The organism is Streptomyces sp. NRRL WC-3742 (assembly GCF_000720635.1).
Taxonomy (GTDB): domain Bacteria; phylum Actinomycetota; class Actinomycetes; order Streptomycetales; family Streptomycetaceae; genus Kitasatospora.
This window is the reverse complement of sequence record NZ_JOCF01000039.1, coordinates 36185-58576: the sequence shown is the minus strand read 5'-3', so window position 1 is coordinate 58576 and position 22392 is coordinate 36185. Positions and strand designations below refer to the sequence as shown.

Below are 22392 nucleotides of genomic sequence, written 5' to 3'. Positions count from 1 at the left end.
GCATGCCCCCCGTGGCGATCGTGACGGGGAGAACGAGCGGCGTGCAGGACGAGATTCAGGGCGAGATTCAGGGCGAGGGGCAGGCCGGAAAGGGGTCCGGGGTGATACCCGGGTCCGGCAACGGCCGTGTCCGGCAGCCCGCCGCGCTGATCCGGCTGCTCACCGGGCTCGCCGTCGTGGCCCTCGCCCTGCTGCTCGCCGACTACGCCCGCGCCACCACCGGGGGCCTCGCCTCCGATGTCGCGGACGCCGCCGCCCTCGTGCCGCGGCCGCTCGCCCGGATCGCCGAGGGCCTCACCACGGGCGCCGTCCTGCTCGTCCCGGTCGCGCTCGCCGCCCGGCGCCTGCTCGGGCCCGACCGGCGGCGGGCCCTCCAGCAGGTCTCCGACGGGCTGCTCGCCGCCGTCCTCGCGTACGGCGCCACCCTCCTGCTCGACCTCGGCTGCGAACGGCTCGCCCCGGACTCGCTCCTCGCCGCGCTCACCCAGCCGCTGCCCGGCGAGGGGAACGGGCACAGCGCCATCGTGTACGGGTACCTCGCACCCGTCCTCGCCTTCATGACCGCCTCCGGCAGCCGGGAGCGCCGGGTGCCCTGGGCCGTCCTCGCACTCTCCTGCGCCGCCGGGCTCGCCGGCCGGTACACCACGCCCAGCGCGCTGCTCCTCGGCCTGCTCACCGGCTGGACCGTCGCCCACGGCACCCTCTACGCCGTCGGCACCCCCGACCCCCGGCCCCGGCCCGGGGAGGTGCTGCGGGCCCTGCGGGAGAGCGGGCTGCGGCCCGTCGAGGCACAGCCCGCCGGGCCCGACCGCTACCGCGTCCGGCAGGCCGACGACCGGCCCGCGCTCGACGTCCAGCTCCTCGACCGGCAGGCCGTCACCGCCGCCGCCGTCCAGCGCGCCTGGCGCCGGCTGCGGCTGCACACCGCGCCGCACCCCCGCACGCTGCGCTCCCCGCGCACCGGGCTGGAGCACGAGGCCCTCGTCACGTACGCGGCCCTCGCCGCGGGCGTGCGCACCCGGCGCATCGCCGCCACCGCGGGCATCGGGCCGGACACCGCGCTCATCGCGTACGAGGCCCTCGCCGGGCGCACCCTGGACCGGCTCGAGGACGGGGAACTCACCGACGACCTCCTCGCCGACGCCTGGCGGCAGCTCGCCCTGCTCCAGCGCCGCGAGATCGCCCACCGGACGCTGGTGCCCACCGCGGTCCTCGTGGACGGGGAGGGCGCGGTGCACCTCGTCGACTTCGCGGACGGGGACATCGCAGCCGGGGAACTCGTCCTGGCCTTCGACATCGCCCAGCTGCTCACCGTGCTCTCCCTGCGCGCGGGCCCCGCCCGTACCGTCCATGCCGCCATCGCCGTGCTCGGCCCCGAGCCGGTGCTCGCCGCGCTGCCCGTGCTCCAGCCGATCGCGTTCCCCCGCCCCATCCGCCAGGCCCTCAAGGGCCACCCCGCCGACGAGGGTGGCGGGCTGCTGGAGGAGATCAGGGCGGAGGTGCTGCGCGGGCGGGCGCAGGGGGTGGGGCGGCCGGTGCGGGTGGAGCGGCTGCGGCCGCGGACGCTGCTGGCCGTCGTGGGCGCGGTGGTGGCCGGGTGGTGGCTGATCCCGCAGCTGTTCGCGGCGGAGGAGAACCCGGTCGCGGTGCTGGGGGACGCGGATCCGTGGTGGCTGGCGCTGGCCGTGCTCGCCGCGGCGGCGAGCCACGTCGCGGCGGGGGTGGGGTTCGCCGGGTTCGTGCCGGAGCGGCTGGAGTTCCGCAACGTGGTGCTGGCGCAGCTCGCCGGGTCGTTCGTGAAGCTGGTCTCGCCCGGGGGCGTCGGCGGAATCGCGCTGAACACCCGGCTGCTGCAGAAGGCCGGGATCCCGACCGCCCAGGCGCTGTCCAGCGTCGGGGTGAGCAACCTGATCGGGCTGGTGCTGCACCTGCTGCAGCTCGGCGCCTTCGTCTACCTGTTGGACTTCCAGCCCGGCGGCTCGGAGCTCAAGGTGCTGCCCACCGTGGTGGGCGGGCTGGCGGTGGCGGCGGCGCTGCTGACGGTGGTGTCCGCGATCCCGCCGGCGCGGCGGTGGCTGGCGGCGCGGCTGCGGCCGCTGACCGCCGAGGTGCTGCCCCGGCTGCTGGACCTGCTGCGCAGCCCGGGGCGGCTGGCGGTCGGGGTGACCGGGCAGCTGCTGGTGTCGATCTGCCTGATCACCTGCCTGTACTGCTGCGCGCAGGCGGTCGGCCGGCAGCCGTCCTACGCCGCGGTGGCGGTGGTGCTGCTGGTGGGCAGCGCGGTGGGGAACACGGCCCCGACCCCGGGCGGGGCCGGGGCGGTGGAGTTCACGCTGGTCACGCTGCTGCAGAGCACGGCGTCGATGGAGGAGGGCGGCGCGACGGCGTCCGTGGTGCTGTTCCGGCTGCTGACGCTGATCCTGCCGGTGCTGCCGGGCTGGGCGGCGATGGCCTGGCTCCAGCGGCGCCGGGCGCTGTGACCCCGCTCCCGGTACTCGTCTATTCCCGGTACTCGTCCTCGTCGAGCTGCACGACCCGGCTCTGCTCGGCGGCGTCCGCGACGTCCGTGGCCGGGTCGGCGCCGACGGCCCGGCGCTCGGCGACCTCGTCGTACTCGTCGCCCTCGGGGGCCGCCTCGTCCGGCTCGACGGTCTCGACGGTCTCGTCGATCAGGTAGTCCTCGTGGTTCTGCGGCATGGCGTCCGTCCTCGGTGGTGGCGGTACTGGCAGTATCCGCCGCCCCGCCGCCCGGCGCGACGGCAGCGAGCCGGATTGACCCACGAAAACAGGCTTCGAATGACCCAGAGGAGGGGTGCATTCGGCACCTAGAGTCGTAGTCATGACGACGAACGAGATCACCGAAGCCCCCGCCCGCCGCCTCGACTACGCCCGCACCGTCCCCAAGGTGTTCCGCGCGATGATCGCCCTGGACGCGGCCGCCCGGGAGGGCCTGGACCCGGCGCTGGTCGAGCTGGTGCAGATGCGCACCTCTCAGCTGAACAACTGCGCGTACTGCCTGGACATGCACACCAAGGACGCCCGCAAGGCCGGCGAGAGCGACGAGCGGATCTACCTGCTGCCGGTGTGGCACGAGGCCCCGGCCGGGGTCTACAGCGAGAAGGAGCGGGCCGCGCTGGCCCTCGCGGAGGAGATCGCGAAGATCGGCGGCGGGGTCTCGGACGCCGCGTACGCCCGGGCGGCCGCGCACTTCGAGGACGAGGAGCTGGCGCACCTGGTCTCGGTCTGCTTCACGATCAACACCTGGAACCGGATCAACATCACCACCCGCAAGACCCCGGGCGCCCTGTAGGGCCGTCGTCCCGGAGGGCGGAAAGCGGTCGGGAACCCCGGTGGAGGCCACCGGGGTACGATCGGTGCCGTACCAAGGGCTCACGAACAACAGGAATCGCATGTCCGGCTCGCACTACTTCTCCAGTGCACCCGAGGTCGCCAGCGAGCGCAGGCCGATCACGGTCTCCCTGCCGGACCTCACCCTGGAACTGACCACCGACACCGGGGTGTTCTCCCACGGCGGCCTCGACAAGGGCACCCGCATCCTGCTGGAGCACGCCCCGCAGCCGCGGGTGCGCGGCCCGATCCTGGACGTGGGCTGCGGCTACGGCCCGATCGCGCTGACCTGGGCGAGCCGCCGCAAGCGGCTGCCGGTGTGGGCCGTGGACGTGAACGAGCGGGCGCTGGAACTCGTCCGGCTGAACGCGCAGGCGCTGCGGCTGGGCAACGTCCAGGCTTCGCTGCCCGAGGACGTCCCGGAGGACCTGCGGTTCGCCACCATCTACTCCAACCCGCCGATCCGGATCGGCAAGGCGGAGCTGCGCCGGCTGCTGACGCACTGGCTCGGGCGGCTGACCCCGGACGGCTCGGCGTTCCTGGTGGTGCAGAAGCACCTGGGCTCGGACTCGCTGCAGGCGTGGCTGAACGGGCAGGGCTACCCGACCACCCGGGTCACCTCGGTGAACGGGTTCCGGATTCTGGAAGCACGGCCCCGCCCCGAGTCGGGCGAGGGCACCGAGAGTGGACGGGGTACGACGTCGTGAAGCAGTTGCACGGGACCGAACTGAAGCGACTGCACCGCTCGTGGCGGCGCAGCAACGAGTTCCGGCTCGCGATGATCCTGGAGAACCTCCAGTCGCCGTTCAACGTCGGCTCGGTGGTGCGGACCGGGGCGGCGATGGGCGCCGAGAAGCTCTACCTGACCGGGGACACCCCGTCGGTGCGCTCCTCCGGGGCGCAGAAGGCCGCCATGGGCACCGACAAGTACCTCAAGGTGGAGCACTTCCCGACCGCCGCCGAGGCGGTGGCGGCGGCGAAGGCGGACGGCTTCAAGGTCGTCGGCCTGGAGCTGGCGGACGACGCGGTGCCGATGTTCGCCGCCGAGCTGACCCCGGCGGTGGCCTTCGTGCTCGGGCACGAGGACCGCGGGATCACCCCGGAGACGCTGGCCCTCTGCGACCAGGTGGTCTTCGTGCCGCAGCTGGGCCGGGTCGGCTCGCTGAACGTCTCGGCGGCGGCCACGGTGGCCTGCTACGAGGCGCGCCGCCAGGGGTACGCGATCAGCGGGACCCCGGACGGGAGCGACGCGGGTGCCCTCGACGGGCTGGACGGCCTCGACGAGGACTGACGGACGACCGGTTGCCCGGTGCGCCCGGTGCGCCCGGTGTGCCCGGTGTGCCCGGTTGACGAGGTGACGGGAGGAGTGTGCCGGGAGGCGCACTCCTCCCGTCGTTCCCGGGCCCGGACGGCCCCGGAGACGCGCGAGGTCAGCACGGCGTCAGTTGGGCGTCAGCGGAGCCAGCGACCGTAGTGGGCATGACGTCGATCACGGCCGTCTCCAGCTACCTTCCCGACACGATCCAGATCTCGCAGTTCCAGGAGAAACTCCAGCTCACGGACGTCCAGTTGAGGCGCTACCAGCGCTTCTACGGTCTCGCCGAGGTGTGCCGCGACCCCGCGGCCGGCGAGACCGACCTGCTGCTGCGCGCCGCGACCAAGCTGGTGGAACTGCGAGGCCAGGAACAGCGCGTCCGGTACGTGCTGCAGGCGCGCACCATGCCCTCACCGCTCCCGTACCCGATGACCTCCCTCGGGCCGGTGCAGGCCGAACTGGGGCTGGAGCACGCCTCCGCGTTCGTCGTCTCCCACCACGCGTGCGCCTCCGGGCTGCTCGCCCTCGACCTCGCGGGCACGCTGCTCGCCTCCGACCCGGACCCGGACGCGCTCGCGCTGATCCTGGCCGGCGAGAAGGCGTGCACCGTGCACACCCAGTCGATCCCGGACGTGACCGTGATGGGCGAGGGCACCGTCGCCGTCCTGGTGAGCGCCGACCGCTCCGGTCCGAACCGGCTCCTCGGGTACGCCACCCGTACGTACCCGCGCTTCGGCGACCAGTTCACGATGGACGAGGCCGCCGCCAAGGACTTCCAGGACCTGTACGGGCCGGGCCTGTACGAGGTGATCGAGGCGGCCCTCGCCGAGGCGGACTGCTCCCTCGACGAACTGGCGCTGGTCCTGCCGCACAACGTCAACCGGCTCTCCTGGCTGGGCGTCTGCAAGGCCCTCGGCCTGCCGATCGAGAAGGTCTTCCTCGACCTGGTCGGCAGCACCGGGCACTGCTTCGGCGCGGACCCCTTCATCAACCTGGAGAAGGCCACCGAGCTGGGGCGGCTGCGCCCCGGCGACCGCTACCTGATGACCAGCGTGGGGCTCGGGGCGACGTTCGCCGCGATGGTCCTCGAACACTGACGAGATCACCTTTCGAGCGAGGTCGACATGCATCTTCCGTCCCCCGGTTTCAGCGCGCGACTCAAGCGCGCCGTGACCGGTTCCGCCGACACCCCGCTGGTTTTCCTCGGAAACTTCGAGGTGGAGAACCACTGGGCGATCGGCGAGCCGGCGCTGCCCCGGGTCGCCTCGCACGCGGGCAGCGCGGTGGTGAACCGCATGGACGAGTTCGCGCTGCTGCTCGGCGGCAAGAACGACCACGTCGTGCTGAAGACCCCGCTCGACGAGGGCTACCGCGCCTACCTGGAGGGCCTCGGCCTCGAGCTGCCCACCGTGCACGTGGTCGCCGGGCAGGACCCGCGCCGCACGGTCAGCGAGGACGCCCTGGAGGACGCCGAACTGCTGAGCGCCCTGGCCGCGCTGGCGCCCGAGGGCGCCCGGCTGACGGGTCACGGCATCTCCGTGATCGAGGAGCAGCTCGCCGAGCGCACGGGCCTGTCCCTGGGCGCGCCCGGCGCGGCGGTCTGCAAGCGCGTCAACAGCAAGGTGTACAGCCGCCGCCTCTCCGACCGGCTCGGCATCCGCCAGGCCCAGGGCTGGGCCTGCGAGACGCTGGAGGAGCTGGCCGAGGCCGTGGCCGCGGCGTCCGAACTCCTCGAGGCCGGGACCAAGGTGGTGCTCAAGGACGCCTTCGGCGTGTCCGGCAAGGGCATCGTGGTGCTGGACTCCGCCAAGCGGCTGAGCCGGCTGCACCGGATGGCCGTCCAGCAGGCCGAGAAGGCGGCCGCCGCCGAGGGCGGGGCCCCGCGCACCGCGCTGGTGATCGAGGAGTGGGTGGCCAAGCGCTGCGACCTCAACTACCAGTTCACGGTGGGCCGGGACGGGTCGGTGCACTTCGACTTCGTCAAGGAGCTGCTCACCGAGAACGGCGTGCACAAGGGCCACCGCATCCCGGCCCGGCTCTCCGAGGCGCAGGTCGCCGAGATCGCCGCCACCGCCCAGCAGTTGGGCGCCCAGCTGGCCGCCGACGGCTACTACGGCGTGGTCGGCGTGGACGCGATGGTCGACCCCGACGAGGGCCTCTACCCCGTCATCGAGATCAACGCCCGCAACAACATGTCCACGTACCAGAACGTGGTGCACGAGGGCGGGCTCGCCGGGGCGGACGACGTCGCCGTGGCCCGGCACTGGCCGCTGCGGCTCACCCGCCCGCTGCCCTTCGGCGAACTGGCCGCTCTCCTGGACGGGCTGCTGCTGACCGCGCCCGGCCCGGGCGCCGAGGGCCTGTTCGTGAACAACTACGCCACGGTCAACGCCGCGGCCGCCGACGAGACCGGGACGGACGGCTACGAGGGCCGCCTGTACGGCGTGCTCGTCGCCGCCGACGACGCCCGGATCGAGGCCATCGACGCCGACATCACCCGCCGCCTGGCGGCCCACCCCGAACGGAGCGGTTCGTGAGCGTCCCCTACGAGGTCCAGGGCCTCGGAATCACCGAACTGGCCGAGGAGTTCGGCACCCCGCTGTACCTGTACGACGGCGAGGAGATCACCACCCGCTTCGCCGGGCTGCGCGAGGCCGTCCACCCCTCGCTGGAGTTCTTCTACTCCCTCAAGGCCAACCCCAACATCGCGATCTGCGCGCTGCTGCACGACTCCGGCGCCCGCGCCGAGGTGTCCTCCCTGACCGAGCTCGTCACCGCCCGCCGGGCCGGGGTCCAGCCGAAGGACGTCATCTTCCTCGGGCCCGGCAAGAGCCGCTACGAGGTCGAAGCCTGCCTGGACGAGGACATCTACTCGATCGTCTGCGAGTCCGTCGAGGAGCTCGGCCTGATCGACGAGCTGGCGCGCGAGCGCGGCATCGTCGCCCCGGTCTCGCTGCGCGTCAACCCGAGCTTCCAGGTCAAGGGTTCGGGCCTGACCATGGGCGGCAAGCCCCGCCAGTTCGGCACCGACGAGGAGCTGCTGCGCGCCGAGGGCTCCGGCCTCGCCGGCCGCTACCCGAACATCCGTCTGATGGGCATCCAGGTCTACCTCGGCACCCGCATCCTCTCCGAGGAGTCGGTCGTCGAGAACACCCGGCGGATCTTCGGCCTCGCCGAGGAGCTCTCCGCCGAACTCGGCTTCCCTCTCGAGATGGTGGACGTCGGCGGCGGCCTCGGCATCGCCTACTTCGACAACGAGAAGGACCTCGACCTGGGCGTCCTCGCCGAGGGCCTCAACCCGCTGATCGAGGACTTCTCCGCCCGCCACCCCGACACCCGGCTCATCATGGAGCTCGGCCGCTTCCTCGTCGCCGCCTCCGGCACGTACGTCACCCGGGTGCGCTACACCAAGACCTCGATGGGCGAGAACTTCGCCGTCACCGACGGTGGCACCAACCACCACATGGCGGCGGTCGGCATCGGCTCGTACGTCAAGCGCAACTTCCCGATGGCGGCGCTGGAGCGGCTCGACGAGCCCGCCACCGAGCCGTGGAACATCACCGGACCGCTGTGCACGCCCAACGACCTGATCGGCAAGAAGGTCCCGATGCCGCCGCTGCGCCCCGGCGACCTCGTCGGCGTCCAGCGCTCCGGCGCGTACGGGCCGACCGCCTCGCCGGTGCACTTCCTGAGCCACGGCTACCCGGCCGAGGTGCTCGTCCTGGACGGCAAGGCGCACCTGATCCGCGAGCGCGACGACGTCGAGGTGATGCTCGGCCGCCAGCGGCTGCACCGCCCCGCCGCCGAGGGCTCCAACTGACCGGCAGGACATCAGGATTCGCGACCACCGGGCTCGCGACCAGCGATTCGAACGACTCGAACGAGGAGCAGTACAACATGAGCGACACCGACCCGAAGTACGTCGACGCCGTCCGCAAGGGTCTCTCCGAGGTCCTCAACAAGGACGTCAACGACGTCGACCAGAGCGTCCGGCTCTTCGACGAGCTGGGCCTCGACTCCAGCAGCGCCCTCGAACTGCTCATCACCATCGAGGAGATCCTCGACGTGCAGTTCGACGCCGACGAGCTCGACATGACCCACTTCGAGACCGTGGGCTCCCTCGCCGGCTTCGTCGCGGCGGAAGCGGGCGCCTGACCATGTTCCGCGCGAGCGCGCCCGTCCGGCCCGCGGCCCCCGGCGGGCCGGACGACAACGCAGCGGCGCCGGCCCTGCCCCGGCTCGTCCGGGGCGCCGCGTACGCCCCGGACGGGACGGGCGCGCCGTACGACCCGGCCTCCGCGCCGGAGGGTTACTACCGCGAACTGGCCGAGCCCTACGGCGTGCCCTTCGACCGGGAGCAGTTCGCCGCCTCACCCCGGCGCACCTCGGTGGAGCTCGCGTACGGCGCGCTCGACGCCCTCGGCCCGATCGCCGAGGACGAAGCACCACAGTTGGTCGTGATCGCCTACGCCGCACCGGACTTCGAGCACACCGAGCTCGTCGCCTCCTGCGTGCGGCGCAGGCTGCCCGGCGACCCGCTCGCCTTCGCCGTCTCCGACCAGGGCGCGCTGGCGCCGTACACCGCACTGCGGGCGGGTGTCGAGTACGCCCGCCGGTGCGGCTGGACACGGCTGCTGCTGCTCGCCGTCGACCAGGGCAGCCAGCCCTTCGCGCTGCCCGAGCCCTCGGACGGCGCGGCCGTGCGCGGGGACGCGGCGGTCGCACTGCTGCTGCACTGGGACGGCGGGCGGAGCCCGCTCGGCGGCCAGGCGCAGGGACGCCCCGGGGCGGGCCCGCTCCCGGCCTGGCCTGCCGAACCCTTCGGGGTGGTCGCGGGGGCCGGGCTCTCCGACGCCCCGGTCGAACTGCCCGTGCACAGCCAGGTGTTGACGACGGTGGAGGGCGGCCTGCCCGCCACCGGGAGCTGGTCGGCGCTGCTCGGCCTCGGCCCGCAGGACGGGCCGGTGGTCCTCGCCGACTACGACCGGGAACGTGACTTCCTGGCCCACTGCACGCTCTTCACGAGGGAGTTGAGGCGGCCATGACCGCACCGGCCGAGGTCCGGGACACCTGGCGGGAGGCCCGGTCCGGCGCCCGCAGCGACGGCCTCGTGCCGGCCCTCACCCTGCTCAGCCGCGCGCTCTCCCCCGGCACCCCGCCGCGGGGGCCGGGCGGGCACGCCATCGCCCCGCGCGAACTCCTCGACGGGCTCGACGAGTCGGAGGAGGAACAAGCCCTCTCCGTGCTGCCGCCGGGGCTCGCCGCCCTGCGGCCGGGCGCCGGCCCCGGCGCCGATCGCAGCGCCACCCCGCACTTCGGCACCGGGCTGGCCTGGCTGCGCCTGGGCCTCTCCGAGCGGCTGCGGGAGACCTGCGTGGCCCACCTCGCGTCCCGGCAGGTCGAGGGCTCCCCGCTGCTGCTGCAGCAGTTCGTCAAGGTCGCCCTGGCGGACGCGCTGATCGACCAGCTGGAGATCGAGGGCGTCCTCGACGACCTCGCCGAGGCCCGGACCGGGGCCGGCGCACCGGCCCACGCACCGGCCCACGCACCGGCCCACGCGCAGTCCGACGTACAGGCCGACGTACAGGCCGACCCGGACGAGGGCGCCGCGCCCGAACTCGCCCGGCTCCAGGCGCAGATCACCGCGGTCGACCGCGCCCTGCTGCGCCTGCTCGGCGCCCACGGCTTCACCGCCGACGGGCCCGGCGCCGAGGCGTACGCCTCCGAACTCCTCGCCGGGGTGTACGGCGGCGAGCACGACGACCAAGAGTGTCCCAGGGAGAACGTGTGAAAGCCCTGCCCGAGCCGCTCCTGACCACGCAGCGGTACGCCAGGCTGTGGGCCGAGGACCTGCGGGCCGGCGCCGTCGAACTCGACCGCGACCCGGACACCATCCACGACCTCCTCGAGCTGCCCGCCGTCCGCCTCCTCGCCGGGCACCTCGCCCCGCCCGACTGGGACCGCACCGGCCCCGAGCACGGCGCCGGCCCGGCCCACGGGATGCCCACCCTGGAGAAGGCCGTCATCAGCGAGGAGCTCGCCCGCGGCGACGCCGCCACGATGGTCGGCTCCCCCGGCGCCTCCATGTGCGGGGTGCTGCTCGGCGTGCTCGGCAGCCAGGCGCAGAAGGACTGGATGTACAGCCGCCTCGCCGAGCGGCCCACGTGGACGTGCTTCGCCCTCACCGAGCCCGAACGCGGCTCCGCCATCGGCGAGATGACCACCACGCTCACGCCCGTCGGCGACGGCTCGTACCTGCTCGACGGCGAGAAGCGCTACGTCGGAAACGGCGCCCGGGCCGACCTGGGCGCCGTCTTCGCCCGGGTCGCCGGCACCGACCGGCTCGGGGTGACGGCCGTCCTCGTGGACACCTCCGAGCCCGGCTTCCGGGCCGAGCCGCTGCCCACCCTGGGCCTGCGGGGCGTCCAGCTCTCCCGGATCACCCTGGAACGGGTGCACGTGCCCGCGGAGCGGGTCCTCGGCACGCACCTGCCGCCGACCCGGCGGGGCATGTGGAGCATCCTCTCCGTCTTCAACCAGCTGCGGCCCAGCGTCGCGGCCATCGCGCTGGGCATCGCCCGCGCGGCGCACGAGTACGTCGGCGAGAACCGCAAGGAACTGCGGGGCGCCGAGCGGGAGTTGTGGGAGACGCTGGGCCGCCGCATCGAAGCGGCCCGCGGGCTGGTGTACCGCGCCGCCGTCGCCGTCGACCGTCGTCCCTCCGACGGCCACCTCGCCTCGGCGGCGAAGGCCCGCGCCTGCGAGCTGGCCGAGGAGGTGACGCTCCACGCGCCGCGCTTCTTCGGCCCCGGGGCGCGGCTGGACCACCCGCTGCTCGACAAGCTCGCCAGGGACGCCCGGGGGGTGGAGTTCATGGAGGGCACTCGCACCATCCAGAAGCTCAACCTCTTCCAGGGCCTGCACAACGGCAAGATCGGCCGCGCGTAGGTCCGCCGGACCGGTCGGACCCCGCCCGACCCATCGGCCGTCCTGGGCCCCTCGAGGCCCCTCGAGGCCCCTTGAGGCCCCCAGGGCCCGGTGGGACCGTTCGGCGAGGGGTGTGGCAGGTTGTGGAAACCTGGTTGCCGGGGACATATGCCGAATCGGTAGCACCGATTGGTGAATTGCCCTTCAGCGTTTAGGTGCTGATGTGGTATCGGTATCCTGTACCGTCCGGTAACTATGCTCGCCGCGGCGCACGTTCCGGGTGTCAGGTAGCTGTCAGGTAGAGAAAACCCCCCTTCGAATCGGCGAAGTTGTACCCGTGCCCGCCTGCCGGAGCGTCATTAGATTCACGAGGGTCGGCCCGTCGCTCCGCATTCCGGGTGCGTCTTCGTGAGGAGGGGAACGTGATCGTGGAAGGCAGGAACGTGATCACCAGGGCCGCCCGGTGGAGCGCCGTCCACCCCTGGTGGGCGATCGCGCTCTGGGTGGCGTTCGTGGTGGGCGCCCTCGTCCTGGGCGGCATGACGGGCACCCGGCAGGCCACCAACTCCGACCTCGCGATCGGCGAGTCCGGCCGGGCCGCCCAGATCGCCCGCAGCGGCGGCCTCCAGGACCGCGCCGTGGAGAACCTCCTCGTCACCGCCTGGAACGGCGGCCGGATCGACCTCCCCCGGGCCCGCTCCGCCGCCTCGGACGCCGCCCGCGACCTGGCGACCGTGAAGGGCGTCGAGGCGGTCGGCGAGCAGGTCGCCTCCCCGGACGGCTCGGCCGTGCTCGTCCCCGTCACCCTGGACGGGGACCCCGAGACAGCCGCCGGCCGGGTACAGCCGCTCCTGGACAGCGTGGAGCGCACCCACGCCGACCACTCCGACGTCCGGATGGAGCTGGTCGGCGCCGGCACGATCCGGGCCGGGCTGAACGAGATGCTGAGCAAGGACCTCGGCAAGGCCACCGTCCTGAGCCTGCCGGTCACGCTGCTCGTCATGGTCTTCGTCTTCGGCGCCATCGTCGCCGCGAGCGTCCCCGTCGTGCTGGGCCTGTCCTCGGTGCTGGCGGGGCTGGGCCTGTGGGGCGTCACCTCCCAGGCGATACCCGACCCGGGCCCGGTCACGCAGTTCATCGTGCTGATGGGCATGGCGATAGGCGTGGACTACTCGCTGTTCTACCTCAAACGACAGCGCGAGGAACGGGCGTTGGGAGCCGACAGCACCGACGCCATCGAGATCGCGGCGGCCACCTCCGGGCACTCGGTGCTCGTCTCGGGGGTGGTCGTCATGGTGTCCATGGGCGCCCTCTACCTGGGCGGACACCTCGCCTTCGAGTCGATGGCCACCGGCGCGGTCATCGTGGTGGCCATCGCCATCATCTCCTCGCTCACCGTCCTGCCCGCGATGCTCTCCCGCTTCGGCCGGTACCTCGACGCGCCCCGGGTGCCGCTGGTGTGGCGCCTGACCCGCCAGGGCAGCGGGGTGAAGCCCCGGCTCTGGTCGACCATGCTCAGGCCCTCGCTGCGCCACCCGGTGGTGGCCCTGGTGGCCTCGGTCACCGTGCTGCTGGTCCTCGCCCTGCCCGCGCTGGGGCTGAAGCTCAAGGCCACCGGGATCGACGACCTGCCGCGCTCGATCCCGGCGATGCAGGCCAACGAGCGCCTCACGAAGTCCTTCCCCAGCCAGTCCGACACCCACACGGTGGCGGTGCGCGTCCCGGCCTCGCGTACGGACGAGCTGCGGATCGCGGTGGCGCTGCTGGTCCAACGGGCCGAGCGGGACGCGCTGTTCGTCCACGACCCCGCGCCGGCCGTGGTCTCCTCGGCGGACGGCACCGTGACCACGGTCGCGATCGGCACCCGCTTCCCCAGCGGCTCCGAGGAGGCCCGCACCTCGCTGAACCGGCTGCGCAAGGAGCTGGCCCCGCAGACCCTGGGCGCGGTGCCGGGCGCCCAGTTCGCGGTGGGCGGCAGTGACGTGGCCTTCGACGTGGACTACCGGGCGAACGTCATGGACAAGATGCCCTGGGTGTCCGGGGTGGCGCTGGCGCTGACGTTCCTGGTCATGATGCTGGCCTTCCGCTCGGTGGTGCTCGCGCTGATCACCGTGGTGCTCAACCTGCTCTCCGCGGCGGCCTCCTTCGGCGCGCTGGCGCTGATCTTCCAGCACACCTGGGCGGAGGACCTGCTGCACTTCCAGTCCACCGGGAAGGTGGTGGCCTGGCTGCCGCTGATGCTGTTCGTCATCCTGCTCGGGCTGTCGATGGACTACCACGTGTTCGTGGTCAGCCGGATCCGCGAGGCCGCGCGCGGCGGACTGTCCCTGCGGGACGCCGTGGAGCAGGGCATCATCCGCACGGCGGGGGTGGTGACCAGCGCCGCCGTCGTCATGGTCTGCGTGTTCGCGCTGCTGGCCTCGCTCAACTTCATCGAGATGAAGCAGCTGGGCGTGGGCATGGCCTGCGCGGTGCTGCTGGACGCGACGGTGATCAGGATCGTGGTGCTGCCGGCCGTGATCACCCTGCTCGGCTGGAAGACGTGGTGGCCCTCGCGGCTCGCCCGGCAGGGCACCCGGTTCGCGCCGAGGATTCCCGCGATCGTCGCGGCGGCGACGGCAGCCACTACGGCGCGTACGACTCTTCCGTAGCAGGATCGTCACGGCGATCGGCCGGGCCCAGGCCAGAGCCTGTGCCCGGCCGATCGTGCGTGCACGCGTTCGCGACCAGGGGCGAGTAGGGGTTTGACGGCACCCGCACTGTGGTGGTTTGTTACGGGAGTTGTGAAGTCGCAAGCGCGTTCGTCGGCATGTGGAGGGCATGCCGGGAGAAGGGGGCGCGGCTGCGGTTCTCGTGGCGGACGCGAAGCAGGGGGCGGTTGGCTTGCACGGTGACGGCGGCCTCGCGTCGGCGCGCTGGCGCGCGGAACTCACCCGGGTGGGGACACTGTCCGGGCGGGAGCGGCAGGTATTCGACCTGATCGGCTCCGGGCACTCCAACCGGGGCATCGCCGACCGGCTGCACGTGACCGAACGAACCGTGAAGGCCCACGTCGCCAGCATCCTGGCCAAGTTGGGAGTGGAGTCACGGCTGCAGGCCGGACTGGTGGCACAAGTTCACCAACTCATGTACGAAGGTACATGGCCGGACGAGGCGCGCACGTCGGATACTTGAGCGCGCGAGTGATACCCAGGCTTTCCCCATTTGCAGGACGTTCCAAACAATGTCGACCTCTGTTGGCGGGCGTGAGGTTGCAAACAGGACAGCTTGTGGCTTGAGTTCACCGCTAGGGACGGGGAATTTGGTGCACATCTCCATATTGGGCCCACTGCTGATCGGAGACGGTCGGAGAACCGTGGGCTTACGGGCGAAGAAGAACCGCGTGATGCTCACCATGCTGGCGCTCAACGCCGGCCAGGTGGTCGCATTCGACGAACTGATCGACGAACTCTGGGGGGAGGCGCCGCTCAAGAACGCACGGAACGCCCTTCAGGCCAACGTCAAGCGCATGCGCAAGTCGTTGGCCGAACTCGGCCTGGAGAGGCCGGACCAGGAACTCATCCGCACCGTCGACAACGGCTACATGCTGGACGTCTCGGAGCAGGAGGTCGACGCGTACCGCTTCCTGCGCACGGCGGAAAAGGGCGCGAACCTCGTCAAGGACCGGCCGTACGAGGCCATGGACACCCTTCGCGGCGCACTGGCGATGTGGCGCGGACCGGCCCTGCTGGACACCAGCGACGGGCCCTGGTGCCGCGCCGTCGCGCTGCGGCTCGACGAACAGCGCAAGACCGCCCGTGAGGATCTGATCTCCGCTCAGCTGCAGGCCGGCGAGGCCGCAACGGTCGTCGCCGAGCTGAAGCAGCTGCTCGGTCAGTATCCCGAACGGGAGCGGTTCAGTGAGCAGTTGATGATCGCTCTGTACCGGTGCGGTCGCCAGTCGGAAGCGGTGGACATCTTCCACCGGACCCGCAAGTGGCTCGACGACGAGCTCGGGCTCAAGCCGAGCCGCCGCCTCCACCACCTCTACCAGGCGATCCTGATGCAGGACCCCTCGCTGTAGTTCACCGGGGCATGGGCAGCATGCCCCGTGCACCAGCGCGCAGGCGTCGGCGGCACCCTCTCTTCCTCACCAGGGGGCCGCCGACGCCTTCGTTCTACGCGCGTCCATGACAAGACGTCACATGGCTTGTTCTCGACGGGGCCGCCACCCGGCGCCGGCGGCCCCCTCGGGCAGCCGGGTCAGTGGTCGAGGTAGGCGAGGACGGCCAGGACGCGGCGGTTGTCGGCCTCGGTGGGCGGCAGGCCCAGCTTGGTGAAGATGTTGCCGATGTGCTTGGCCACGGCCTTCTCCGAGATGTAGAGCGCCTCCGCCGTACCGGCGTTGGAGCGGCCCTGGGCCAGGCACTCCAGGACCTCGCGCTCGCGGCCGGAGAGGGCGGTCAGGCGCTCGTCGCGCACCTTGCGGGTGAGCAGCTGCTGGATGACCTCCGGGTCCATCGCCGTGCCGCCCGCGGCCACCCGTTCGACGGCGTCGACGAACTGGTCGCCGTTGGTGACCCGGCTCTTGAGCAGGTACCCGACGCCCGCGGAGCCGGTGGTCAGCAACTCGTGGGCGTAGAGCGGCTCGACGTACTGGGAGAGCAGCAGGATCGGCAGGTCGGGCACCCGGGTGCGCGCCTCCACGGCCGCGCGCAGGCCCTCGTCACTGAAGTCGGGCGGCAGCCGGACGTCCACCACCGCGACGTCCGGGCGCAGTTCGGTGAGCGCCCGCAGCAGCATGGGGCCGTTGTCGACCGCTTCGACCACCTCGTGTCCGTAGGCGGTCAGCAGTTGAACCAGGCCGTTCCTCAGGAGGAAGTGGTCTTCGGCGAGGACAACGCGCACGGCAACTCCATGGTGATCAGGGTCGGGCCTTCCGGCGGACTGCTGACTGCCATGATGCCGTCGAACGCGGCCAGCCGACGCTCGATCCCCCGCAGTCCGGTGCCCCGGTTCGGGTCGGCGCCGCCGCGCCCGTCGTCGGTGATGTCCATCCGGAGCATGCCGTTCTGGTACCGGACGTCGATCCAGGCGCGCTGGGCACCGGAGTGCTTGGCGGCGTTGGTGAGGATCTCCGAGACGGCGAAGTAGGCGGCGGACTCGACGGGCGGCTCGGGCCGGCCGGGCAGGTCGATGGTGACCTCGGTCTCCAGCGGGCAGAGCAGGGCGAGGGAGCGGATCGCGTCGCCGAGGCCCCGGTCGGCCAGCACCGGCGGGTGGATGCCGCGGACCAGGTCCCGCAGCTCGTCCAGCGCCTTGGTCGAGGACTCGCGGGCCTCGGCGAGCAGGCCCGCCACCGCGTCCGGGTTGGTCTTGAGCAGCCGCTCGGCGGCGTTGAGGGTCATGCCCATCGCGACCAGCCGGGCCTGCGCGCCGTCGTGCAGGTCGCGCTCGATGCGGCGGATCTCGGCCATCTGCGTGTCCATCGCGTCGGAGCGCGTGGTGGTCAGGTGCTCTATGCGCTGGGCCATCGCCTCGTCGGCGCTCGGCGCCAGGATGCGGGCGAGGTACCGGGCATGGCGCGGGGCGGTGCGCGGGGCGTCCCAGAGGGCGAGCAGGGCGGTGGCGACGGCCAGCAGGACGGCCAGCACGGCGGTGATCGGGCCCTCGACGGGGATGAACATGTACCAGATGCTGCCCAGGTCCTCGGAGACCTGGGGGCCGATCACGGCGGCCACGAATCCCCAGACGCTGCTGAGCAGCAGCGCCACCGGGATCGAGGCGATCACGCCGCCGATCAGCGGGTCGACGACGACGAACCGCCAGTCACGCCAGACCTGGTTGTGCCGCGCGACGAGGAGGGCGTGGAGCGCCGGCCCCTGCCGGGTCTCCGGGATCGGGGGGTAGTTCGAGGACACCGCGACGCCGGACCACTGCTGCGCCAACTCCCGGTGCCGGTCCACCAGTCGGCGGACGGCTCGCTGGGTGCCCGGCAGCAGCCCCACCGTCAGGCCGGTGGCCAGGAAGCTGTAGACGGTGGCCAGCCAGACGCCGAGCACCATGGCCCACAGGGAGAGTTTGAACAGCGCCAGGGAGCGCCGTACACCGGTGATCGCCTCACTGGTGGAGGGTAGTTGCGTGCGCCCGATCATCGATGCGCCGTACTGCCTGTCGTTCATCCGGTTCCCCCTGGGGTCCCGCATCCCTCGTTGATGCGCTGCCCTCCATTATCGGAACGGTGATCGGCCACCGCAGGGGAGGAAAATCCACCTTATGGCCACGGGACGGCCAACGAACGGGTTTCGGCGACACAGGCGACACCCGGCTCGCCCTCCACCTCGACCTCCATGCGCAGGCCGAACAGGCAGCCGGAGGGCAGCTTCCGGGCGCTGGTCAGCGTCGCGCCCGCCCTGATCCGCTTCCCGACGCGCACCGGCCGCTGGAAGCGCACCGAGTCCAGGCCCACGTTGATCATGTGCTGGGTGCCGTCGATGGTCAGGATGGTCTCCGTCATGGCGGAGAGCAGACTCAGCGTCAGGTAGCCGTGGGCGACCGTCCCCCCGAAGGGGCCCTCGGCCGCGCGCTCGGTGTCGGTGTGGATCCACTGCTCGTCGCCGACGACGGCGCCGTAGCGGTCGACCATCTCCTGGGTGATCTCGACCCAGTCGCTGTGGCCCAGGTGTTCGCCAGTGGCGGCGGTGAACTCTTCGACGCTCGGGAAGGTTGTCACGGCGCACATCCTGATGGGCCGCGCCGAGCAGTGGCAAGCGCCCGCAGCCGCCGGTCAGCGGGGGGTCAGCGCGGTGTCAGTCGACCAGTGGACCTTGTCCCCCATGACAGCCATCGACGCCGCGTGTGTGGAGGTGTGGACCGTTCCGCTGGGCGCGGAACCGCAGCCTCCGCCCGCGCTCGACGCGTACCTCGACGACGGGGAGCGCGCCCGCGCCGGCCTCCTGCGGGACGCGCTCGACCGGGCCCGCTTCGTCACCGCGCACGCGGCGCTGCGCGCCGTCGTGGGGGCGCGGACGGGCTGCCCGCCCGAGGCCGTGCGGTTCACCCGGGGCCCGAACGGGAAACCCGAAGTCGAGGGAGAGGACGGGCTGTTCATCAGCCTGTCCCACTCGTACGACATCGCCCTGGTGGCCCTGGCGCCCCGCCCGGTCGGCGTGGACGTGGAGCGCCTGGGCGAGGCGTCCGCCGTCACCAGGATCGCCGAACGCCACTTCCCTCCCTCGGAGTTCGCCGCCGTGGCGGCTGCTCCGGCAAAGGAGCGAGCGGCGGTCTTCGCACGGCTGTGGACGCGCAAGGAGGCTTGCGTCAAGGCGGAGGGCGGCCGCCTCACCCAGGGGCTGGGTCTGCTGGTGCAGGGCGTTGACGGCCAACTGACCGTCCAGGGCGGCGGCGGAGCCCTGGACGGTCCGTGGCGCGTTGCGGATCTGGCTCCGACACGGGGGTACGCCGGAGCCGTGGCCCTGATCGGTTCAGGACCTATCCGGCTCGCGGTTCGATCCTGGCTTCCCCCGGCCGCAGGGAATAGGGGAGAAAAGTCCACCTCCCTCAGGGAACTTTCCCCCGCGTGGTCATGACTGCCGATCGATAGCGTGAAGTTCCGAAGGCGGGTGCCGGGATGCCCATCGCGGGCCGGCACTTGGAGCACCTGGACTCGTCTTGCTTCTCCACCGCCCAGATGATGCAGGTCGCTTTCGCGGAAGCCCGCGAGAAATTAGGAGCGGACGTGGCTAACCAGAACGTACTGACGAGAATGGCGCGGTGGAGCGCCAGGCACCCGTGGTGGGCCGTGGTGATCTGGGTCCTCTTCGTCGGGCTCGCGCTCACCGTCGGAGGCAAGACCGGCACGAAGGCCGCCACCAACACGGACCTGGCGATCGGCCAGTCCGCGCAGGCCACCGCGCTCGCCAAGGCCGGCGGCCTGACGCAGCCGCCCACCGAGGCACTGCTGGTGACCTCCCTCCACGGCGACCTCGACAAGCAGGCCGCCGAGCGCGCCGCCACGGACGCCACGGGCCGCCTCAAGGGCGTCGCCGACGTGGCCTCGATCGGTGACCTGGTGCCGTCGGCCAACGGCCAGGCGGTGCTGGTGCCGGTGGTCATGAAGGGCGAGCAGGACACCGCCCCGGACCGGGTGCAGCCGCTGCTCGACGCGGTGAAGACCGCGCAGGACGCCAACCCCTCGGTACGGGTCGAACTGGTCGGCCCCGACACCATCAAGGCCGCCCTCAACACCTTGCTGGACGAGCAGGTGGGGAAGGCGACCCTGCTGAGCTTCCCCGTCACCCTCATCGTGATGATGTTCGTCTGCGGCGCCATCGTCGCCGCCGGCGTCCCCGTGGTGCTCGGCCTGTCCGCCGTCCTCGCCGGCCTCGGCCTCTGGGGCGCCGCCTCGCAGCTCGTCCCGGACCCGGGCGCGGTGAGCCAGCTCATCGTCCTGATGGGCATGGCCGTGGGCGTCGACTACTCGCTGTTCTACCTCAAGCGCTACCGCGAGGAGCGGGCCCGCGGGCTCGGCAAGATCGACGCCGTGGAGGTGGCCGCCGCCACCTCCGGCCACTCCGTGGTGGTCTCCGGCACCGTCGTGATCCTCTCCATGGCGGCGCTCTACCTGGGCGGGAACCTGGCCTTCACGGCCATGGCGACCGGCAGCATCCTGGTGGTGGCCATCGCGATGTCCGCCTCGCTCTCCGTGCTTCCGGCCATGCTGATCATCTTCGGCCGGGCGCTGGAGCGGCCGCGGGTGCCGCTGATCTGGCGCCTGCAGGGCCGCAGCAACGGGCGGGTGTGGTCCGCCCTGCTCCGTCCGGCGCTGAAGCACCCGGCGATCAGCCTGCTGCTGTCCGCCGTCGCGCTGGTGGCGCTGGCGGTCCCCGCCATGCACCTGCAGCTGAAGGCCACCGGCGTGGACGACCTGCCGAGGGACATGCCCGCCATGCAGGCCGAGGCGCGGTTGACGCAGTTCTTCCCGATCCAGTCCAACACCCAGCTGGTCGTGGCCCAGGTGCCGGCCGAGGGCGCCGCTGAGCTGCGCACCGCGATCGCCACCCTGGTGGAGCGCGCCTCCCACGACCCGCTGTTCACCTCCACCCCGCCGCCCGAGGTCAACACCTCGCACGACGGCCAGTACGCCGCCGTCTCCATCGGCACCCAGCTCACCAGCGGTTCCGCGGAGGCCCGGGAGTCCCTGAGCCGGCTGCGCACCGACCTCGTGCCCGCCACCGTGGGCAAGGTGCCCGGCGTGAAGTGGGCGGTCGGCGGCAGCGACGTGGCCTACGACGTGGACTACCGCGCCCAGGTGGTCGACAAGATGCCCTGGGTCCTCGGGTTCGCCCTGGCCCTGACCTTCGTGGTCACGGCGCTGTCCTTCCGGTCGATCGTGCTGGCCCTGGTCACGGTCGTGCTCAACGTGCTCTCCGCCGGCGCCTCGTTCGGTGTGCTGGAGCTGGTCTTCCAGCACACCTGGGCCGACAAGATCCTGGACTTCCACTCGACGGGCAAGGTGGTGGCGTGGCTGCCGCTGACACTGTTCGTCATCCTGCTCGGGCTGTCGATGGACTACCACGTGTTCGTCGTCGGCCGGATCCGCGAGGCGGCCCAGAACGGGCTGTCCGTCCGTGAGGCCGTCGAGCAGGGCATCACCCGCTCCGCCGGCGTGGTCACCGGCGCCGCCCTGGTGATGATCTCGGTGTTCGCCCTGTTCGCCTCGCTGACCTTCATCGAGATGAAGCAGCTGGGTGTCGGCATGGCCTGCGCCGTGCTGCTGGACGCGACGCTGATCCGGATCGTGGTCCTGCCCTCGGTGATCGCCCTGCTGGGCCGGTGGGTCTGGTGGCCGTCCAAGCTGCACACCAATTCCGAGGCGACGACCGGTGCGGTCGCGGGCGAGGCGGGCGGCGTCAAGTCCCCGGTGGTCGCGGGCGAAGCGGTCTGACACCTCTGGAACAGCACGTGGGGCGGGTACCGGGACTCGGTACCCGCCCCACGTGCTCTGCGTCAGCGTTTGCCGTCAGCGTGTTCCCTCAGTGCGACAGCGAGGCGTCCTGGGTGATGATCGCCTGGTAGAGCCGCTGCAGGTGGAGGCTGGGCAGCAGCCCCATCTCGGCGTCGAGCCGCCGGCGCGTGCGGTGGAAGGTGTCGATCGCCTCGTACTGCCGGCCCGTCCGGTAGAGCGCGATCATCAACTGCTCGCTGAGCCGCTCCCGTTCGGGGTGCTCGGCGTGCAGCTGCTTCAGTTCCGGTACGACCGCCCCGGCCTCGCCGGCCTCCAACTGGGCGGCGATCAGGTCCTCCTGGACGATCCTGCGCTGTTCGTCGAGGCGGAGCGCGGCCGCGCGGCAGCGCTGCCCGTCCGCGATGTCCACCAGCGCCGGCCCGTACCACATGGCCAGTGCGCCGCGCAGCAGTTCGGCGGCCTTCCGCGGCGAGTGCCCGATCAGGTCGCGACCCTCCCTCGCCTGCTGCAGGAAGCGGTTGGCGTCGAGCCGGTCCGCGGGCATGCCCAGGACGTAGCCGTTGCCGACCGTGCGCACCACGCCCCGGTCGGTGCCGTCCAGTCCGATGCGCCCGAGCGACCTGCGCATCCGGGCGACGATGCCCTGGAGCGAGTTGCGCGTGTTCTTGAGCGGGGCCTCGCCCCACAGCTCGTCGATGAGTTCGTCGAAACCGACCACCTGGCCTGCACGCAGGGCCAGTACGGTCAGCGCCATGCGGGCCTTCTTCGCACCCAGAGCGGCGGTTTCCGTTCCGCTCCTGGCCCGCAGCGGTCCCAGCATCGTGATGTGCACGGCATTCCCCCCGAGTCCCGGCGG

General features: G+C 72.1%; 21 protein-coding genes. 16 read left to right on the top strand and 5 right to left on the bottom strand.

The genetic code is table 11. From position 1 onward, the window contains the following. The first annotated feature begins 41 nt into the window (after positions 1-41). Entirely contained in the window at positions 42-2480 is a 2439-nt protein-coding gene (locus IH61_RS0122115) for a lysylphosphatidylglycerol synthase transmembrane domain-containing protein (RefSeq protein ID WP_051837670.1), read from the top strand. Positions 2481-2499: 19 nt separating this feature from the next. Here the strand turns inward: IH61_RS0122115 and IH61_RS0122110 are convergent, their stop codons facing one another. Continuing rightward, a complete protein-coding gene (locus IH61_RS0122110) occupies positions 2500-2697 on the bottom strand; it encodes a hypothetical protein (protein WP_031072427.1) in 198 nt (65 codons plus the stop codon). Positions 2698-2839: 142 nt separating this feature from the next. Between IH61_RS0122110 and IH61_RS0122105 the strand changes: the two genes are divergently transcribed. From IH61_RS0122105 to IH61_RS0122045, 13 genes are all read left to right on the top strand, one after another. Next, a complete protein-coding gene (locus IH61_RS0122105; RefSeq protein WP_031072425.1) occupies positions 2840-3310 on the top strand; it encodes a carboxymuconolactone decarboxylase family protein in 471 nt (156 codons plus the stop codon). A 100-nt stretch (positions 3311-3410) separates the two neighbouring features. Continuing rightward, complete coding sequence (locus IH61_RS0122100; RefSeq protein WP_037973207.1) at positions 3411-4055, top strand: class I SAM-dependent methyltransferase; 645 nt, start codon at positions 3411-3413, stop codon at positions 4053-4055. Beyond that, a complete protein-coding gene (locus IH61_RS0122095) occupies positions 4052-4639 on the top strand; it encodes a TrmH family RNA methyltransferase (protein ID WP_037973206.1) in 588 nt (195 codons plus the stop codon). The genes IH61_RS0122100 and IH61_RS0122095 overlap by 4 nt, the downstream gene beginning before the upstream one ends. 188 nt (positions 4640-4827) lie before the next feature. Next, positions 4828-5760, top strand: a complete 933-nt coding sequence (locus IH61_RS0122090) for a ketoacyl-ACP synthase III family protein (RefSeq protein WP_031072420.1) — start codon at positions 4828-4830, stop codon at positions 5758-5760. A gap of 72 nt (positions 5761-5832) precedes the next feature. After that, positions 5833-7200: an ATP-grasp domain-containing protein gene (locus IH61_RS0122085; RefSeq protein ID WP_324607613.1), complete on the top strand. Its 1368-nt coding sequence runs from the start codon at positions 5833-5835 to the stop codon at positions 7198-7200. After that, entirely contained in the window at positions 7197-8483 is a 1287-nt protein-coding gene (locus IH61_RS0122080; RefSeq protein WP_031072416.1) for a type III PLP-dependent enzyme, read from the top strand. The genes IH61_RS0122085 and IH61_RS0122080 overlap by 4 nt, the downstream gene beginning before the upstream one ends. Positions 8484-8560: 77 nt before the next feature. Continuing rightward, complete coding sequence (locus tag IH61_RS0122075) at positions 8561-8818, top strand: acyl carrier protein (RefSeq protein ID WP_031072414.1); 258 nt, start codon at positions 8561-8563, stop codon at positions 8816-8818. Between the two features lie 2 nt (positions 8819-8820). Continuing rightward, on the top strand, positions 8821-9708 hold the full coding sequence (locus IH61_RS0122070) for a hypothetical protein (protein ID WP_031072412.1): 888 nt from the start codon (positions 8821-8823) through the stop codon (positions 9706-9708). After that, positions 9705-10454: a hypothetical protein gene (locus IH61_RS41210; RefSeq protein WP_051837668.1), complete on the top strand. Its 750-nt coding sequence runs from the start codon at positions 9705-9707 to the stop codon at positions 10452-10454. The genes IH61_RS0122070 and IH61_RS41210 overlap by 4 nt, the downstream gene beginning before the upstream one ends. Continuing rightward, positions 10451-11611 (top strand): acyl-CoA dehydrogenase family protein, encoded by a 1161-nt coding sequence (locus IH61_RS0122060; RefSeq protein WP_037973205.1) that lies wholly within the window; start codon positions 10451-10453, stop codon positions 11609-11611. Before IH61_RS41210 ends, IH61_RS0122060 begins: the two co-directional genes overlap by 4 nt. Before the next feature lie 401 nt (positions 11612-12012). Continuing rightward, positions 12013-14241 carry an MMPL family transporter gene (locus tag IH61_RS0122055; RefSeq protein ID WP_234327282.1) on the top strand — a complete coding sequence of 743 codons (2229 nt, stop codon included), beginning with the start codon at positions 12013-12015 and terminating at the stop codon, positions 14239-14241. A 202-nt stretch (positions 14242-14443) separates the two neighbouring features. Further along, positions 14444-14764 (top strand): helix-turn-helix domain-containing protein, encoded by a 321-nt coding sequence (locus IH61_RS43095; protein WP_199823362.1) that lies wholly within the window; start codon positions 14444-14446, stop codon positions 14762-14764. A gap of 211 nt (positions 14765-14975) precedes the next feature. Next, positions 14976-15653, top strand: a complete 678-nt coding sequence (locus tag IH61_RS0122045) for an AfsR/SARP family transcriptional regulator (protein WP_031072402.1) — start codon at positions 14976-14978, stop codon at positions 15651-15653. 179 nt (positions 15654-15832) lie between these two features. Here the strand turns inward: IH61_RS0122045 and IH61_RS0122040 are convergent, their stop codons facing one another. The 3 genes from IH61_RS0122040 to IH61_RS0122030 form a co-directional block, all read right to left on the bottom strand. Further along, positions 15833-16477, bottom strand: a complete 645-nt coding sequence (locus tag IH61_RS0122040) for a LuxR C-terminal-related transcriptional regulator (protein ID WP_031072399.1) — start codon at positions 16475-16477, stop codon at positions 15833-15835. Beyond that, positions 16441-17751, bottom strand: a complete 1311-nt coding sequence (locus IH61_RS0122035; RefSeq protein WP_031072397.1) for a sensor histidine kinase — start codon at positions 17749-17751, stop codon at positions 16441-16443. The genes IH61_RS0122040 and IH61_RS0122035 overlap by 37 nt, the downstream gene beginning before the upstream one ends. A gap of 92 nt (positions 17752-17843) precedes the next feature. Continuing rightward, a complete protein-coding gene (locus IH61_RS0122030) occupies positions 17844-18302 on the bottom strand; it encodes a MaoC family dehydratase (RefSeq protein ID WP_078911299.1) in 459 nt (152 codons plus the stop codon). Positions 18303-18405: 103 nt separating this feature from the next. Here IH61_RS0122030 and IH61_RS0122025 point away from each other — a divergent pair, with 103 nt between their 5' ends. Together IH61_RS0122025 and IH61_RS0122020 are read left to right on the top strand one after the other, a co-directional pair. Further along, positions 18406-19158 (top strand): 4'-phosphopantetheinyl transferase family protein, encoded by a 753-nt coding sequence (locus IH61_RS0122025; RefSeq protein ID WP_158845172.1) that lies wholly within the window; start codon positions 18406-18408, stop codon positions 19156-19158. 149 nt (positions 19159-19307) lie between these two features. After that, on the top strand, positions 19308-21515 hold the full coding sequence (locus IH61_RS0122020) for an MMPL family transporter (RefSeq protein WP_078911298.1): 2208 nt from the start codon (positions 19308-19310) through the stop codon (positions 21513-21515). An 88-nt stretch (positions 21516-21603) separates the two neighbouring features. Here IH61_RS0122020 and IH61_RS0122015 read toward each other — a convergent pair whose 3' ends face one another. Then, positions 21604-22290, bottom strand: coding sequence for an AfsR/SARP family transcriptional regulator (locus IH61_RS0122015; protein ID WP_037973204.1), 687 nt, complete (start codon positions 22288-22290; stop codon positions 21604-21606). Positions 22291-22392: the final 102 nt, after the last annotated feature.